The 15,759-nt window shown below is 33.7% G+C and carries 15 protein-coding genes, 1 tRNA gene and 1 riboswitch; of the genes, 9 read left to right on the forward strand and 7 right to left on the reverse strand.

Going from position 1 to position 15,759, the window contains the following annotated elements:
• Positions 1–20: 20 nt before the first annotated feature.
• From atpF to GXM21_RS00965, 7 genes are all read left to right on the forward strand, one after another.
• Complete coding sequence (gene atpF / locus GXM21_RS00935) at positions 21–524, forward strand: F0F1 ATP synthase subunit B (RefSeq protein WP_008540074.1); 504 nt, start codon at positions 21–23, stop codon at positions 522–524.
• Complete coding sequence (locus GXM21_RS00940; protein ID WP_008540073.1) at positions 518–1,057, forward strand: F0F1 ATP synthase subunit delta; 540 nt, start codon at positions 518–520, stop codon at positions 1,055–1,057. The genes atpF and GXM21_RS00940 overlap by 7 nt, the downstream gene beginning before the upstream one ends.
• Positions 1,058–1,085: 28 nt before the next feature.
• Positions 1,086–2,600 (forward strand): F0F1 ATP synthase subunit alpha, encoded by a 1,515-nt coding sequence (gene atpA, locus GXM21_RS00945; RefSeq protein ID WP_008540072.1) that lies wholly within the window; start codon positions 1,086–1,088, stop codon positions 2,598–2,600.
• A 17-nt stretch (positions 2,601–2,617) separates the two neighbouring features.
• Positions 2,618–3,469, forward strand: a complete 852-nt coding sequence (gene atpG, locus GXM21_RS00950) for an ATP synthase F1 subunit gamma (RefSeq protein WP_008540071.1) — start codon at positions 2,618–2,620, stop codon at positions 3,467–3,469.
• 15 nt (positions 3,470–3,484) lie between these two features.
• The gene (gene atpD / locus GXM21_RS00955) at positions 3,485–4,897 is read left to right on the forward strand and encodes a F0F1 ATP synthase subunit beta (protein WP_008540069.1); all 1,413 of its coding nucleotides are present in this window, start codon (positions 3,485–3,487) and stop codon (positions 4,895–4,897) included.
• 3 nt (positions 4,898–4,900) lie between these two features.
• The gene (gene atpC, locus GXM21_RS00960; protein ID WP_008540068.1) at positions 4,901–5,326 is read left to right on the forward strand and encodes an ATP synthase F1 subunit epsilon; all 426 of its coding nucleotides are present in this window, start codon (positions 4,901–4,903) and stop codon (positions 5,324–5,326) included.
• 74 nt (positions 5,327–5,400) lie between these two features.
• Entirely contained in the window at positions 5,401–5,850 is a 450-nt protein-coding gene (locus GXM21_RS00965) for a NanQ anomerase/TabA/YiaL family protein (RefSeq protein ID WP_008540067.1), read from the forward strand.
• Positions 5,851–5,898: 48 nt separating this feature from the next.
• Here GXM21_RS00965 and GXM21_RS00970 read toward each other — a convergent pair whose 3' ends face one another.
• Positions 5,899–6,114 (reverse strand): cold-shock protein, encoded by a 216-nt coding sequence (locus tag GXM21_RS00970; protein ID WP_008540065.1) that lies wholly within the window; start codon positions 6,112–6,114, stop codon positions 5,899–5,901.
• 387 nt (positions 6,115–6,501) lie between these two features.
• Here GXM21_RS00970 and GXM21_RS00975 point away from each other — a divergent pair, with 387 nt between their 5' ends.
• Positions 6,502–8,184, forward strand: coding sequence for a carbon starvation CstA family protein (locus GXM21_RS00975; RefSeq protein WP_008540064.1), 1,683 nt, complete (start codon positions 6,502–6,504; stop codon positions 8,182–8,184).
• 77 nt (positions 8,185–8,261) lie between these two features.
• A protein-coding gene (locus tag GXM21_RS00985; protein ID WP_421648064.1) for an IS3 family transposase occupies positions 8,262–9,622 on the forward strand; the annotation gives its coding sequence in 2 pieces (ribosomal slippage) (positions 8,262–8,762 and positions 8,765–9,622; 1,359 coding nt in all).
• A gap of 59 nt (positions 9,623–9,681) precedes the next feature.
• Here the strand turns inward: GXM21_RS00985 and deoD are convergent.
• From deoD to GXM21_RS01015, 6 genes are all read right to left on the reverse strand, one after another.
• On the reverse strand, positions 9,682–10,398 hold the full coding sequence (gene deoD / locus GXM21_RS00990) for a purine-nucleoside phosphorylase (RefSeq protein WP_008540061.1): 717 nt from the start codon (positions 10,396–10,398) through the stop codon (positions 9,682–9,684).
• Between the two features lie 103 nt (positions 10,399–10,501).
• Positions 10,502–11,806, reverse strand: coding sequence for a phosphomethylpyrimidine synthase ThiC (thiC, locus tag GXM21_RS00995; protein WP_008540060.1), 1,305 nt, complete (start codon positions 11,804–11,806; stop codon positions 10,502–10,504).
• 80 nt (positions 11,807–11,886) lie between these two features.
• A riboswitch (TPP riboswitch) is annotated at positions 11,887–11,986 on the reverse strand.
• Positions 11,987–12,097: 111 nt separating this feature from the next.
• Positions 12,098–12,174: transfer RNA gene (locus GXM21_RS01000), tRNA-Arg, on the reverse strand.
• A 72-nt stretch (positions 12,175–12,246) separates the two neighbouring features.
• Positions 12,247–13,254 (reverse strand): hypothetical protein, encoded by a 1,008-nt coding sequence (locus GXM21_RS01005; protein WP_008540059.1) that lies wholly within the window; start codon positions 13,252–13,254, stop codon positions 12,247–12,249.
• 111 nt (positions 13,255–13,365) lie between these two features.
• The gene (locus tag GXM21_RS01010) at positions 13,366–15,054 is read right to left on the reverse strand and encodes a sensor histidine kinase (RefSeq protein WP_244263893.1); all 1,689 of its coding nucleotides are present in this window, start codon (positions 15,052–15,054) and stop codon (positions 13,366–13,368) included.
• Position 15,055: 1 nt separating this feature from the next.
• Positions 15,056–15,751, reverse strand: a complete 696-nt coding sequence (locus GXM21_RS01015) for a response regulator transcription factor (RefSeq protein WP_008540056.1) — start codon at positions 15,749–15,751, stop codon at positions 15,056–15,058.
• Positions 15,752–15,759: the final 8 nt, after the last annotated feature.

The following is a 15,759-nucleotide window of genomic DNA, read 5'->3' on the forward strand; positions in this document are numbered from 1 at the left end:
ACGCATAAGGGGGCAATAAATTGATTGATATCAATATGACGATTGTGGCTCAAATCCTTAACTTCCTTATTTTGGTACTTATTTTAAAATTTGTAGCATATAAGCCTGTTATGAAAATGCTTAAAGAACGCGAAGAAAAAATCGCAAGAAGCATTGATGCCGCAGAAGCAGATGAACAAAAGGCTAAAGAACTGCTCGCTGAATATAATAAGCAATTAGCTGATGCCCGTATAAAAGCACAGGAAATTGTAGATAAAGCAATGAAACGTGCTCAAGAAGAACGTGATGCTAGCGTTGCTGAAACAAGACGTGAAATTGAGCAGATGAGAAAAGCCGCAAAAGAAGATATTGCTAGAGAACGTGAACGTGCAGCAATGCAGTTACGTGGTGAAATGGTAGCTTTATCCATGCAAGCAGCTGGCAAAATTATCGCTGCTAATATGGATAATAAAACAAATGAAAAATTGGTTAGTGATTTCATTGACCAGTTGGATAAAGATAAAATGGGTGGATTGCCATGCTGAATTTACAGTTAGCAAAAAAATACGCTGTGGCAATGTTTGAATTAGCTCAGGAAGAAAATAAGCTTGTAGAATATGGTGAGCAATTAGCAGAAATTAGTACGCTTTTTAAAACTCAACCAGAATTAAAAGCTTTTATGAGTAATCCTCAAATTCAGCCATCAGCAAAAAAAGAACTGCTAAATAAAGTTTTTGGTAGCGATATTGAAAAATCAGTGCATAATTTTATGTTATTATTGATTGACAAACGTCGCATAGCATTAATTGAAGAGATAGTCGGTGAATATGAAGCTCTGTCTAATGAAGTTCGTAATATTGTAGTAGCACATGTTACTACAGCAGTTGCTATGGAAAAGCCACAAGAAAAAGCTTTAACTGCGAAATTAGAAGCTATTACCGGCAAGCATATTCAGCTAAAAACACATATTGATAAATCCATCATTGGTGGTGTCGTTGTAAAAATGGGCGACAAATTAATCGATGGTAGTGTAACTAGCAAAATTAAATCTTTAGGAAAGCAGTTAATGGCAAATTAAGTTATTTAAGTGGGGTGACAGAGTCGTTATGAAAATGAATCCAGAAGAAATAACAGCCATTATCAAGGATCAAATTAAAAATTATAATGTTGATTTAAATGTTGATGATGTAGGTACTGTTATTGAAATCGGTGATGGTATTGCACATATTCATGGCTTAGACAAAGCGATGTCAGGGGAACTGCTCGACTTTGGTAATGATATATATGGTATGGTCCTAAACCTTGAACAGGACAATGTCGGTGCCGTTTTATTAGGTGGCGACACAAAAATTAAAGAAGGAGATATCGTAAAACGTACTGGTAAAATCATGCAAGTACCTGTTGGGGAAAGTATGATTGGTCGTGTTGTTGACGCACTTGGTCGTCCAATTGATGGCAAAGGCCCTATTCATACAACACAGAGCCGTCCAATTGAATATCCAGCTCCTGGTATTGCTGATAGAAAATCAGTAAAAGAACCATTACAAACTGGTATTAAAGCAATTGATGCCTTAGTTCCAATTGGTCGTGGTCAGCGTGAACTTATCATCGGTGACCGTGGTACAGGTAAAACAGCTATTGCTGTAGATACAATCCTCAATCAGAAAGGTCAAAACTGTATTTGTATTTATGTAGCTATTGGTCAGAAAGCTTCTACAATCGCTCGTGTTGTAAAAACTTTTGAAGATCATGGTGCTATGGATTATACAATTGTAGTAGCAGCTACTGCTTCTGATAGTGCACCACTTCAATATATGGCTCCATATTCTGGTGTTACTATGGGTGAACATTTCATGTATCAAGGCAAACATGTACTTTGTGTATATGATGACCTTTCTAAACATGCTACTGCTTATCGTGCAATGAGCTTGTTACTTCGCAGACCACCAGGACGTGAAGCATATCCAGGGGACGTATTCTACTTACATTCTCGTCTTTTAGAACGTGCTGCTAAATTAAGTGATGAACTCGGTGGAGGTTCTATTACAGCTTTACCTATCATCGAAACTTTAGCAGGTGACGTATCTGGTTATATTCCAACAAACGTTATTTCTATTACAGATGGTCAGATTATGCTTCAGACAGAAGCTTTCTATTCTGGTATTCGTCCAGCTATTGACGTAGGTCTTTCCGTATCTCGTGTAGGTGGTAGTGCTCAGATAAAAGCTATGAAACAGATTGCTGGTCGTATGCGTCTTGACCTTGCTCAGTATCGTGAACTTGCAGCATTCGCTCAATTTGGTTCTGACCTTGATAAATCTACAAAAGAACAATTAGACCGTGGTGTACGTATGGTTGAAACATTAAAACAAGCACAGTATTCACCTTTAAAAGTAGATGAACAAATCCTTGTTATTTATACAGCTGTACGTGGTTTCTTAAGCGATATTCCTGTTAATCAGGTTGTTAACTTCCAACGTGATTTCTTGAAATTTATGAATTCAAATCACCCAGAAATTGGACAAACAATCGTTGAAAAACAAAAATTAGATGATGCTTTAGAAGCTTCTATCAATAGTGCTATTGAAGAATTTAAATCCACATATTCATATAATAAATAAGCAGTGAGGTGATTTAATTGGCTAGTTTACAGGACATACGCCGCAGAATAAAAAGCGTAAAAAGTACACAGCAAATCACTAAAGCAATGAAAATGGTTGCTGCTGCTCGTTTACGTCGTGCCCAAGAAGCGGCTGTATCCAACCAACCTTATGCTGAAAAAATGTATGAGGTTATTGCCGATGTAGCCTCTAATGCAGGAAGTTTTTCACATCCTCTGCTAGAAGTACGTGAAGAAGGTAAAACTTTATATGTTGTTTTAGCTTCCGATAAGGGTCTTGCAGGTGCTTATGCTAGTAATGTATTTAAAGAAACAGTTTCTCATATCAAAGATGCAAAAAATACATCTATTATCACTGTAGGTCGTCGTGGTAAAGAATATTTCGTTCCACGTAAATATGATGTATTAAATTCTTATATGGGATTTACAGAACGTCCAGAGTATCAAAATGCTCGTCAAATTGCTGTTGAAATTATGGAGCATTTTAGTAAAGGTGACTATAAAGAAGTATATCTTGTATATACAAAATTTGTGTCAGCTATTTCTGCTATACCTCAGACAATTAAATTATTACCATTTACAGCACCAGAGTCCTCCGATCATAAACCTACTGCTGAATATATTTATGAACCATCAGCACAATCAGTGCTTGGATATTTATTACCGCAATATATTATTACAACAATATATGCATCATTATTACAATCAGCAGCAAGTGAACTAAGTTCACGTATGAATGCGATGAGCAATGCAACAGATAATGCTGAAGAACTCATCTCTAAACTTGATTTGCATTATAATAAAGTACGTCAGGCTGGTATTACTCGCGAAATTACAGAAATCGTGGGCGGTGCAGAAGCTCTGAAGTAAGGAGGTTTCACCTAAGTGGCAAAAGGTAAAATTGTACAGGTTATTGGACCTGTTGTTGATATAGAGTTTCCGGCAGAATCTTTGCCAGAAATTTTAAATGCTGTAACTATTAAAGGTAAATCTGGTGACATTGATATCGATTTAGTTGTTGAAGTTATGCAACATTTGGGTGACAATGTTACTCGTTGTATCGCTATGAGTTCTACTGACGGTTTGACTCGTGGCATGGAAGCTGAAGATACTGGTGCTCCAATCAGAGTTCCAGTAGGGGAAGCAACTCTTGGTCGTGTATTTAACGTACTTGGAAAAACAGTTGACCATGATGATACTCCTGTAGGCAACAAAGAATTTTGGCCTATTCATCGTCCAGCTCCAAAATTTGATGAACAAGAAACATCTACACAGATTTTAGAAACTGGTATTAAAGTCGTTGACCTTATCGCACCATATTCCCGTGGTGGTAAAATCGGTTTGTTCGGCGGTGCTGGTGTAGGTAAAACAGTTCTTATCATGGAACTTATCCATAATATCGCAACTCAACATGGTGGATATTCTGTATTCTCTGGTGTTGGTGAACGTACTCGTGAAGGTAATGACCTTTGGTCTGAAATGAAAGAATCTGGCGTTATCGATAAAACTGCTTTAGTTTATGGTCAGATGAACGAACCACCTGGAGCACGTATGCGTGTTGCTTTAACTGGTCTTACAATGGCTGAATATTTCCGTGATGTTCAAAATCAGGACGTATTATTATTCATTGATAATATTTTCCGTTTCATTCAGGCTGGTTCTGAAGTATCCGCACTTTTAGGTCGTATGCCATCTGCCGTTGGTTATCAGCCAACACTTGGTACAGACGTAGGTGCTCTTCAGGAACGTATTACTTCTACTAAAAAAGGTTCTATCACATCTGTTCAGGCTGTATATGTTCCTGCCGATGACTTAACTGACCCTGCTCCAGCAGCAACATTTGCTCACTTGGATGCAACAACAGTATTGTCTCGTCAGATTGCAGAGCTTGGTATTTATCCAGCAGTAGACCCACTTGATTCTACTTCTCGTATTCTTGACCCACATGTAATCGGTGAAGATCATTATGAAGTAGCTCGTGGTGTACAGGCTATTTTACAGAAATATAATGAACTTCAAGATATTATCGCTATCTTAGGTATGGAAGAATTATCTGATGAAGATAAACTTACTGTAGCTAGAGCACGTAAAATTCAAAGATTCTTATCTCAGCCATTCTTCGTTGCTGAACAGTTTACAGGTACACCAGGTAAATATGTACCATTGAAAGAAACTATTCGTGGCTTTAAAGAAATTTTAGCAGGTAAATATGATGACTTACCTGAAAGTGCTTTCTATATGGTTGGTAGCATTGACGAAGTTGTTGAGGCAGCAAATAAAATGAAGAAGGAGGGATAATTTATGGCTAAAATAAAGCTAGAAATTATTTCTCCAAATAAAGTTGTTTATAGTGCTGATATTGATATGTTAATCGTGCGTTCTATTGCTGGGGATTTAGGTATTATGCCAAAACATGCTCCGCTTCTTGCAGGACTTGTTCCTCATGCAATGAGAGCTATGATTGACGGCACTGAAAATCTTATTGCAGTTAGCGGTGGTTTTATTCAGGTTCAACCTGATAAAATTATTGTACTTGCAAGTGCAGCAGAACTTCCTATTGAAATTGATATCAATAGAGCAAAAAAAGCTTATGAACGTGCACAAAAACGTTTGGAAAGCTTTAAAGAAAATCCAGAAGTTAAGAGTGATGTTGATACACTTCGCGCTAGAGCTGCACTCGAACGTGCTAAAGCAAGACTTAAAGCAACTAAAACAGATATTGGTTAATATTTAATTAGTTTTATGTAAAAACGGTTGTAACTTAATTTAGCTACAACCGTTTTTATTTTAAAGGTGATAATATGATTTTTAGCAATATAAAAAATATAGATTTAACCACTATAGATGAACGAATTAAATTTTGTGTAGATTATTTTAATGAACATGATTTAATAAATTATAATGCAGGAACATATCAAACAGACAGAGAGGATATTTGTTTTCGCATTGATGAATATGAAACACAAATTGCTCAGGAAAGATATTGGCAAGCACATGAAAAACATATAGATGTATATATTTTATTAAAGGGACAAGAACGCATAGATGTTAATATCTATGAAGGTGTAATTTATCATCGTGATAAGATAGACGATATGTTGATGTTAGAAGAAATGCCATACACAAATATTAATTTTTTGAGCAATTTTGGTGATATTTTAGTTTGTAATCCAAATGAAGCGCATAAGACAGGAATTCATATGGATTTAAAGAATAAATTTAAGATAGCTTTATTTAAAATTAGAATTTAATTTGGGAAATAAAAAAGAGCAATCATATGATTGCTCTTTTTTCTATTATTATTTTACAACAGTAACGTTTACTGCACGAAGTTTGCTAGCATCACGGCTGTCAGCTTCTGTATCAAAAGTAACTTTTTGACCTTCTTCTAAAGTTTTGAAGCCTTCAGAATTGATAGCGGAGAAATGAACGAATAAATCTCCAGATCCGTCATCATTAGTAATGAAGCCATAGCCTTTACCAGAATTAAACCATTTAACTGTACCTGTTCCCATTATAAAATCCTCCTTAGGATATAAAATATAATCAGTGCAGAGGTCAAACTAAAAAACACATAAGAATCTTCCACACTTATTAAGAGGAGGACTAAGACGTGACTTTAATTGTGTTCCAAAACAAGACTGAATATCTTAATAGTAGCATGGGAAGTATAATTTGTCAATTTACAAAATAACACATATCATAATTATTTTTTATAGTTGAATTAATTTTTAGATTTACATATTTACAATAAAATTTGACATAATAAATAGATGGTGATATATTTATAAGTCAATAATAAATTTTATAAGTTAAAATCATTTATTTTTCGATATAAAATATAGACATATATATATATTATCGAGAGATAAAAATTTTATTTGTCCAGAAAGGGTGATTAGATGAATGGAATAATGTTAGTTGGTTGTGCTATTATAATTTTTTTTCTAGCCTATAGAATTTATGGTCGTTGGTTATTACATACTTGGGGTGTTGATGAAAATGCAAAAACACCTGCTTTTAAATATAATGACGGTCAAGATTTTACACCAGCATCTAAATTTACGGTATTTTCTCATCAATTTTCTTCAATAACAGGTGCAGGCCCTGTAACTGGCCCAATTATTGCAGCTATGTATGGCTGGCTTCCTGCTTTTTTATGGATTATCGTAGGTGGCATTTTCTTTGGAGCAGTACAGGATTTTACAGCATTATATGCTTCTGTGAAAAATGAAGGTAAATCCATGGGGATGTTAATTGAGCATTATATTGGTAAAACAGGCAGACGTTTATTTTTGTTATTCTGTTGGTTATTCACTTTATTAGTAATAGCTGCTTTTGCTGATATAGTAGCGAATACTTTTAATGGATTTAGTAAAGATGGTGCATTAATAACACCAAACGCAGCAGCAGCTTCAATATCCATGTTATTTATTTTTGTAGCTATTTTATGTGGTTTATTCATTAAGAAATTTAAACCGAATGAAAAAGTTCGTCTTGTTTTAGGTATTATTTTATTAATTGCTATGCTTGCTGTGGGTATTGCTTTTCCAATTTATTTAGATAGAATGATTTGGCTCTATGTAGTATTTGCTTATATATTTGCAGCTTCTGTAATGCCTATGTGGATTTTAAAACAGCCTCGCGATTATTTGAGTACATTTTTACTTTTAGCAATGATTGCTGGTGGCGTTATCGGTGTATTAGCGGTAAATCCAACAATTAATATGCCAGCTTTTGTAGGTTTTAATGTAAATGGAAAAGATTTATTCCCAATTTTATTTATAACTATTGCTTGTGGTGCCGTTTCTGGTTTCCATAGCTTAGTATCTTCAGGTACTTCTTCTAAAACTATCTCTAATGAAAAAGATACTTTATTTGTTGGTTATGGTTCTATGCTTGTAGAGTCTGTTTTAGGTGTTGTTTCTTTAGTAATTGTTTGTTCTGCTGCTACTAATGGTCAGTTGCCAGAAGGTACACCTTTCCAGATTTTCTCCACAGCTGTAGCTGGATTTTTCGCTATGTTTGGTATGCCACATGATATAGCAAATTGTATTTTGACTATGTGTGTATCAGCTTTAGCTCTTACTTCATTAGATGCAGTAGCTCGTATTGGCCGTATGTCTTTCCAAGAATTATTCAGTGTAGATGAAGGTCAAGAAATGAGTTTTGTACAAAAGTTATGTACAAATAAATATTTTGCTACACTTATAACTTTATTTATTGGTTATTTATTATGCCTTGGTGGTTATATGAATATCTGGCCATTGTTTGGAGCTGCTAATCAGTTATTATCTGCATTAGTACTTATTTCTTTGGCTGTATTCTTAAAAACAACTGGAAGAAAAGGTTTTATGCTTTATATTCCAATGGTAGTTATGTTCTGCGTTACTTTGACAGCTTTAGTAGAGGCTGTGTATGCAATTGTTGTAAAATTATCTATGGGACAATTTGTTTTTGCTGTAGATGGATTACAGTTAATTATCGCGCTTGCTTTGATGATACTTGCAATTTCTGTAGCTGTTCATTGTGGTAGAGAACTTGCTGGTGCTAAAGATAATAGTAAAGCTGAATTAAATAATTAATAAAAAGAGTGATAGGTATTTTTGAACTGCACCCCAAAAGTTGGACAAAAAACAACTTTTGGAGGTGCAGTTTTTTTATGACTAAATACTCAAATGAATTTAAAGTTAAAGCAATTAAAATGGTTTTAAAAGGAGATTCTATTTCTCATGTAGCTAAAATTCTAAACATGCCAAACACAGCTTCTCTTTGCAAATGGATATTTCATTATGAAAATGGTGGCATCTCACAACTTCTTCATAAAAATCTTAAATATACTCCTATCTTTAAGCAAAAAGTTATTGAATATAAATGGCTACATCATTTATCATTAAATCAAACAGCAGCCAAATTTTCCATTCCTAATACTGGTACAATTTCTACATGGGAAAAGTTGTATCATTCTTATGGCTTTTCTGGCTTACTTGCTAAGAAACGAGGTAGACCATCTATGAAAAAATCTAAATCTAAATACAAAGTTAACAAACCTAAAAAAGAACTTTCTTATGTTGAAAAATTGGAACAAGAAGTTTATCAATTAAGAATGGAAAATGACCTATTAAAAAAGTGGCATGCCTTAATGAAGCAATGGGAAAAGGAAGGAAGACACTAGTTCTAGTAATTGCTAAATTAAGGAAAAAATATACTCTAAAAGCCCTATTAAACTATACAAAATTAGCTAAAAGCACATATTATGATGCATTAAAAAAATTATCTAGAGAAGATAAATATAAAGGATTAAAAACATTAATTCATAATATTTGTAATAAAAATCATGGAAGATATGGATATAGAAGAGTAACTATGCAGCTGCATAAACAGGGAATAAAAATCAATCATAAAGTAGTTATGAGATTGATGAAAGAAGAAAATTTAACATGCAAAGTAAGAGCAAAGAAATATAAATCGTATAGAGGGCAAGAAGGAAAAATAGCTAAAAATATATTAAATAGAAATTTCAAAGCAGAAAAACCAAACGAAAAATGGGCAACAGATGTAACAGAATTTGCATTATGTAATGAAAAAATATACTTATCACCAATAATAGATTTATATAACGGAGAAATAATAAGTTATAAAATATCGAAAAGACCAATACTAAAGCAAGTATTAGATATGGTAGAAGATGCAACAAGAAAGATAAAAGAAACAAAAGGGATAATTCTACACTCAGACCAAGGATGGCAGTATCAGAATAAAAAATATCAAAAATTATTAAAAGAAAAAGGCATTATCCAAAGCATGAGCCGAAAAGGCAATTGCTTAGATAATGCCGTAATAGAAAATTTCTTTGGTTTACTAAAAAGCGAATTATTCTATTTAAAAAAATTCAAATCCGTTGAAGATTTTATAAAAGAGTTAAAATCTTATATAAAATATTATAATACAAAACGGATAAAGATAAAACTAAAAGGACTTAGTCCTGTAGAATACAGAATTAAGTTTCAATTAGTAGCCTAATTAATATGTCCAATATTTTGGGTGCACATCAATATTGTCCTCTTTTTGTATTTGCATTATTAAATATCTCTTTCGTCGATAGCAGTTTCAAGCGCTATTTTAATCATATTATCAAAGGATTGTTCACGTTCTTTAGCTGTAGTTTCTTCACCTGTAAATAAGTGATTACTTACAGTAAATACGCCAAGTGCTTGTACATTATAACGAGCAGCAAGCATATAAAGAGCAGAAGTTTCCATTTCTACAGCAAGACAGCCATATTGGATTAATTTTTGCAAATCAACTTCTTCATCATAGAAACGGTCTTGGCAATATACATTACCAATTTTTACAGGAATGTTTAATTTTTTAGCGTGGTGATATGCTTTGCCTAATAATTCAAAATCAGCAAGTGGAGCATAATGAAGTCCATCACCAAAAGTGCGAACAATAATGCCGCTATCAGTAGTTGTTCCTTGAGCGATAACGACATCGCGAACATGAACATCATCTTTTAAACCACCACAAGTACCAACGCGAATTAATTTTTTAGCATGGTAATCGCAGATTAATTCATGTGCATAGATAGAAATAGAAGGAATACCCATACCAGTTCCTTGGATAGAAACTTTATGGCCTTTATAAGTTCCAGTATAGCCAAACATATTGCGAATATGATTGTAGCAGACAGGATTTTCTAGAAATTTTTCAGCGATGTATTTTGCACGTAATGGGTCGCCAGGAAGTAAAACGACATCAGCAACTTCTCCGATTTTGGCTTCAATATGATTACTCATAACAATACCTTCTTTCATCAATAATTTTATGAGATATAAGAATATCTATAAAAATTTTATCATAATGAATGAAAAAATGCAGGGATTATCCTGCATTTTTAAATTAACAATGTTCGATTGTAGCACCGAGGTATTTATTGACGATTTCAACAGCACAATAATCGCCACACATAGAGCAAGCAGTTGTGCCTTCTGGATTGCGTGAAGCGCGTCTTTGACGAGCTGTTTGTGGGTCGATAGCTAAATTCATTTGTTCTTCCCAATCAAGTTTTTTACGAGCTTTAGCCATATTTAAATCCCAATCTTTTGCACCAGGTACATTTTTTACGATATCAGCAGCATGAGCGGCAATTCTAGTTACAATAACACCATCTTTTACATCTTGAACATTTGGTAAAGCAAGATGTTCAGCAGGAGTTACATAGCAAAGAAAATCTGCACCGCAAGAAGCTGCCATAGTTCCACCGATTGCAGCAGTGATATGGTCATATCCAGGAGCAATATCAGTAACAAGTGGGCCAAGAACGTAAAATGGAGCATTATGACAAATGCTTTTTTGCAATTTCATATTTGTAGCTATTTGGTCAAATGGTACATGACCTGGACCTTCAACCATGACTTGTACACCTCTATCCCAAGCGCGTTTTACAAGTCCACCTAAATTTAAAAGTTCTTGAATTTGAGCATGGTCAGTAGCATCAGCAAGACAGCCAGGACGAAGACCATCGCCAAGACTCATAGTAACATCATATTTTGCACAGATATCTAAGATATCATCATAGCGTTCATAGAGTGGATTATTTTTTTCATTATAGAGCATCCAGCCTGTGATGAATGAACCACCACGACTAACTACGTCCATATAACGACCTTCTGCTTTCATGCGATTGATTACATCCATAGTTACACCGCAGTGAATAGTCATGAAATCAGCACCATCTTTGGCTTGTTTTTCAATGGCATGAAGTAAATCTTCTTCAGTCATTTTCACGACAGCACCATGAGCTTTGATGGCATCAACTGTTGCCTGATAAATTGGCACAGTTCCTACCATTACAGTGGAATGTTTTAAAATAGCTTGACGAGAAGCATCAATATTATTTCCTGTGCTTAAATCCATTACAGAATGGGCACCAGATGCGATAGCGACATTTAATTTTTCGATTTCAGGAGCTGGGTCAGGAAAAGCACTAGATGTGCCGATATTAGCATTTACTTTAGTACAAAGTCCTTCGCCTACACCATAAGGGTGTAAATTTTGATGATTGATATTAGCACAAATAGCGATAGTACCATTGGCAACGCGTTCACGAAGTGTTTCAATATCCATTTTTTCTTCTTGAGCTACGATTTTCATTTCATCAGTGATTTTACCAGCTCTAGCTGATTGCATTTGTGTCATTGTCATAATTTTGCCTCCATAATATAAGTGATAAATGGCAAAAAAATAAGCAGATATGAAAAGAAAGTTGCAAATCTGCCTTGATAATCATTTATTTGCCACTTCCCTACGTTGGTCTTAACCAAATCAGGTTCTAAGGGTCGGAATATTTCCTCTCAGCTTTTATAAGCACCCCTAGTGGATTTTTTCAATTTTCTTATATTATAGTTTATTCTTCAAGAAAAAACAAGATTTTAAAAATGAAAATAAAAAAAGGATATCATTTGATATCCTTTTATTGTTTAATTATTAAATTAATGGTGCGACTGGCGTGAGTCGAACACGCGACCCTTCGCTTAGGAGGCGAATGCTCTATCCGTCTGAGCTACAGCCGCAATTTCAATCTAATTTAGTTAGATGAATTTAATAAGCTAAATTTTAGCATAACTAAAACTAAGTCGCAAATTTTAATTTATAGGAGCTCCAATAGGACCTACAGAGCCAATAGGATTTGTAACACCACTAGCAGCTGGTGATGTTGTAGTAGAGTTTACAGGTGTAGTAGGTGTTGGAGTTGTAGTAGTTGCTGTTGTGTTTGTTGGAACAGTAGCTGTTGTTGCTGTTTTATTGATTTGATAACGTGTTGCCCATTCAGGATATTTATTAGCATAATATCTTATTTTCTTGAATTCTACATCTTCTGTGTTTTCAGGAATGATAGAATGCATATTTTTGTCGAGATTAGGTGTTTTATCAATCCAATTTGTATCAGGAGACCAGAAATTATATTTTAATGTTCTAGCTGTTAGATTTTGTATGTTATATTCTTTTTTCATGAATTGGATAGAGGAAACATTACCAGCAGAGTCTTTGTTTTCTTGCCAAATCCAAACAATAATATTGTTATCTATCTGACGAAGTGTTGCTGTATCAGCACTGCTTTCTCCAGATTCATTGCTCCATAAGCCAAGCCAACGAGCATTAGAAATAAGACGACCGCCTTCACCTTTATTGAATACACGGTCTACAATCATAGCATAGAATTTTTCATCAAAAGATTGAGAGTTGATATCTTTATTTACAGGATTATCATATTTGAGTGTATAAAGAGCCTTGCCATCTTTATCATAGAAGATTTCTTCCATATAGCGTAAGGTTCTTTCTTGAGGATTGATTTGAACACGAGCTAAGCTATAGACTAATTGATTAGGGTCATTGATAGGAAGTTTCATATTAGCTATAGTTTCAGCTGCTCCACCTGGAGCGTAACCTGTTTTTATCCAGTCTTCAATACAAGTAGGAATGTTATTTTGACTAGAAACAGTAGTAATTCTTGTCATAGAAAAATATTTACTATATTTATCATCTGAGCTAATCCAATACCATTCAGAATCAGCCGCAAAACTAATTTGAGTATGGAATAATGTGAAAACCATTAATACAGTAAGACAAATAATATTTTTTATTAATCGCATAAGCATGCACCCTCATTATATATATTATAAAATTTGTTACTCTACTTATTATACCAAAAATTTTAGCTTAAACAATAAGAAAACCCCTAAAATAGGGGTTTAAAAAATTTTTTAATCTGATTTTAAAGAAAAGTGAATTCTGATACAAGTTCCTTCATTAGGTTTACTTTGAATTGTTAAATTAGCATGATGGAATTCAGCAATATGTTTAACGATAGCGAGACCTAAACCTGTACCTTCTACATTGATTTGAGAACGGGATTTATCAGCACGATAAAATCTTTCAAATACATGTGGTAAATCGTCTGACGCTATACCTATTCCAGTATCTTTTACTTCTAAGATAAGATGATTTTTGTCTTCATTTAATAAAGAAATAAAGACAGAACCATTGGCTTTATTGTATTTTATAGCATTTTCGATGAGGTTATAAATTAATTCTTCGATTAATTGACGAACACCGATAATTTCGCTAGTAGGAACTTCTTTAAAAATGAGTTTTACCTGTTTTGTCAATGCTTTATCATTTAGACGTAAAATAATTTGTTTACAGATAGCAGAAAGATTTAGCGGTTCTTTCATAAAGGTACTATTTTTTTCATCAAGTTGAGAAAGTTTGATTATATCTTGAATTAAACTGATTAGACGTTGAGCTTCTTTATAGATTTTGCCAGCAAATAAAGGAATGTCATTTGGTCGAACCATATTATTTTGTAAGAGTTCAGCAAATCCAGAGATAGAAGTGAGTGGTGTTTTTAATTCATGAGATACATTAGCGGAGAATTCTTGACGCATTTTTTCTGCCATGCGTTTTTCTGTGATATCTACAAAGAGAATTAAAGCACCTTTTACCGTATTATGCTTAGTTACAGGGCTGGCAATGATTTGATAAGTTTTTTTATCAAGAGGTAAATAAAACTCTTGTCGTTCTCCACGCATTACATTTTGAGCAGCTTGATATAATGTTTCATTATTGATAAGCGTAAAGAGATTTTTATCAATATAGTCTATTTTTTCGGCGTTTAAGATATTTAATACGCTATGATTTATAGCTAATATTTTATAAGAATGATTGATTAAGATTAAACCTTCTTCAATATTATTGATAATCATGGTAAATTCACGCTGTTGATTTTTTAAAGTCTTCATTTGTTGATGAATTTGCTCATTTTGATTTTCTAAACGAATTAACATAGGATTTAATTCTTCATACAAGTCATTCATAATAGGATGCTCAAGATTGATAGAATTTATAGGTGCAATGATATTTCTAGCCATACGGCGAGCAGCCAATAGAGAAGTTAAATAGATTAATAACATCATAGCTAACAATATTGGCAAGGCTTCTTGAACCATATCATATGCACTGACATTATTGCGAGAAAGACGTAAAACAGAATTATCATCTAATCTCACAGCGTAATAATACGTATTAGTCCCAAGCGTAGTTGAGATGCGATAAGATTCACCTGCTCCTACTTTTTGGGCAATTTGTACTTCTTGACGCAAAAGATGATTTTCCATTTTATCTGGTTCAGCACTATTATCAAAGATAACATTGCCTTCAGAGTCAATCCAGGTAATGCGTGTTTGTGTCTGTGCATCTTTTAGTAATTCTTTAGGGTCTGTTAAATGATGATTAAAAACATAAGTTAAATAAGTAGCCTCATCTTTAACTTCTTGTTTTGTATGTTCAAAAAATAATGGATAACATAAGGTCAAAGTCAAAATAAAAGTACAAATAACAGCCATGGATACTAAAAAGCACATGTAATTGAAGATTTTTTGCTTCATACTCATATTAATCAATAATTTTATAACCGACTCCACGGATAGTTTCGATTAATTTGCTGGCTACTCCTAATTTATGGCGAAGTGTTTTTATATGCACATCGACAGTACGAGTTTCAGCTGCATAATTATAATCCCATACTTCATCCATAATTTTATCGCGGGAAATAACGATATTTTTATTTTTTAATAGATAATATAAAAGTTCAAATTCTTTTAATGTCAAAATAACTTCTTCATTATTTACATAGACTTTATGGAAATCATGATTTAATACAAGAAGACCGTTACCAGCAGATAAATCATTAGTAGCTTTATCTTGTGCTACATTGATTTTTGCACTGCGACGTAAAACTGCTTTTATGCGTGCGATTAATTCCATTACACCGAATGGTTTAGTTACATAATCATCAGCGCCATTATCAAGACCAGTTATTTTATCATATTCACTACCACGAGCTGTGAGCATGATGATAGGAGTATGTTGTGTTTTAGGATTTTTACGAACTTCTTTGAGAATTTCAATGCCATCAATGCCAGGAAGCATAATGTCTAAAAGAATTAAATCAGGCACATTATTTTTTAGTACAGGAAAAAATTCTTCAGCATTGACAAAGCCTTGAGCTTCAAATCCAGAAGATTGTAATGCATAGATGACAAGTTCGCGAACGCTTTCGTCATCTTCAACACAGTAAATTTTTTGCATAAGAACAC

The sequence above is a fragment of the Megamonas funiformis genome, assembly GCF_010669225.1.
GTDB classification, from domain to species: Bacteria; Bacillota; Negativicutes; order Selenomonadales; family Selenomonadaceae; genus Megamonas; species Megamonas funiformis.

Bases quoted from the DNA above. Each gene is read 5' to 3' on its own strand.
- GXM21_RS00975 (WP_008540064.1), top strand. From the start codon at position 6,502: ATGAATGGAATAATGTTAGTTGGTTGTGCTATTATAATTTTTTTTCTA.
- GXM21_RS00940 (WP_008540073.1), top strand. From the start codon at position 518: ATGCTGAATTTACAGTTAGCAAAAAAATACGCTGTGGCAATGTTTGAA.
- GXM21_RS01015 (WP_008540056.1), bottom strand. From the start codon at position 15,751: ATGCAAAAAATTTACTGTGTTGAAGATGACGAAAGCGTTCGCGAACTT.
- deoD (WP_008540061.1), bottom strand. From the start codon at position 10,398: ATGAGTAATCATATTGAAGCCAAAATCGGAGAAGTTGCTGATGTCGTT.
- thiC (WP_008540060.1), bottom strand. From the start codon at position 11,806: ATGACAATGACACAAATGCAATCAGCTAGAGCTGGTAAAATCACTGAT.
- GXM21_RS01005 (WP_008540059.1), bottom strand. From the start codon at position 13,254: ATGCGATTAATAAAAAATATTATTTGTCTTACTGTATTAATGGTTTTC.
- GXM21_RS01010 (WP_244263893.1), bottom strand. From the start codon at position 15,054: ATGAGTATGAAGCAAAAAATCTTCAATTACATGTGCTTTTTAGTATCC.
- atpA (WP_008540072.1), top strand. From the start codon at position 1,086: ATGAAAATGAATCCAGAAGAAATAACAGCCATTATCAAGGATCAAATT.
- atpC (WP_008540068.1), top strand. From the start codon at position 4,901: ATGGCTAAAATAAAGCTAGAAATTATTTCTCCAAATAAAGTTGTTTAT.
- GXM21_RS00970 (WP_008540065.1), bottom strand. From the start codon at position 6,114: ATGGGAACAGGTACAGTTAAATGGTTTAATTCTGGTAAAGGCTATGGC.
- GXM21_RS00965 (WP_008540067.1), top strand. From the start codon at position 5,401: ATGATTTTTAGCAATATAAAAAATATAGATTTAACCACTATAGATGAA.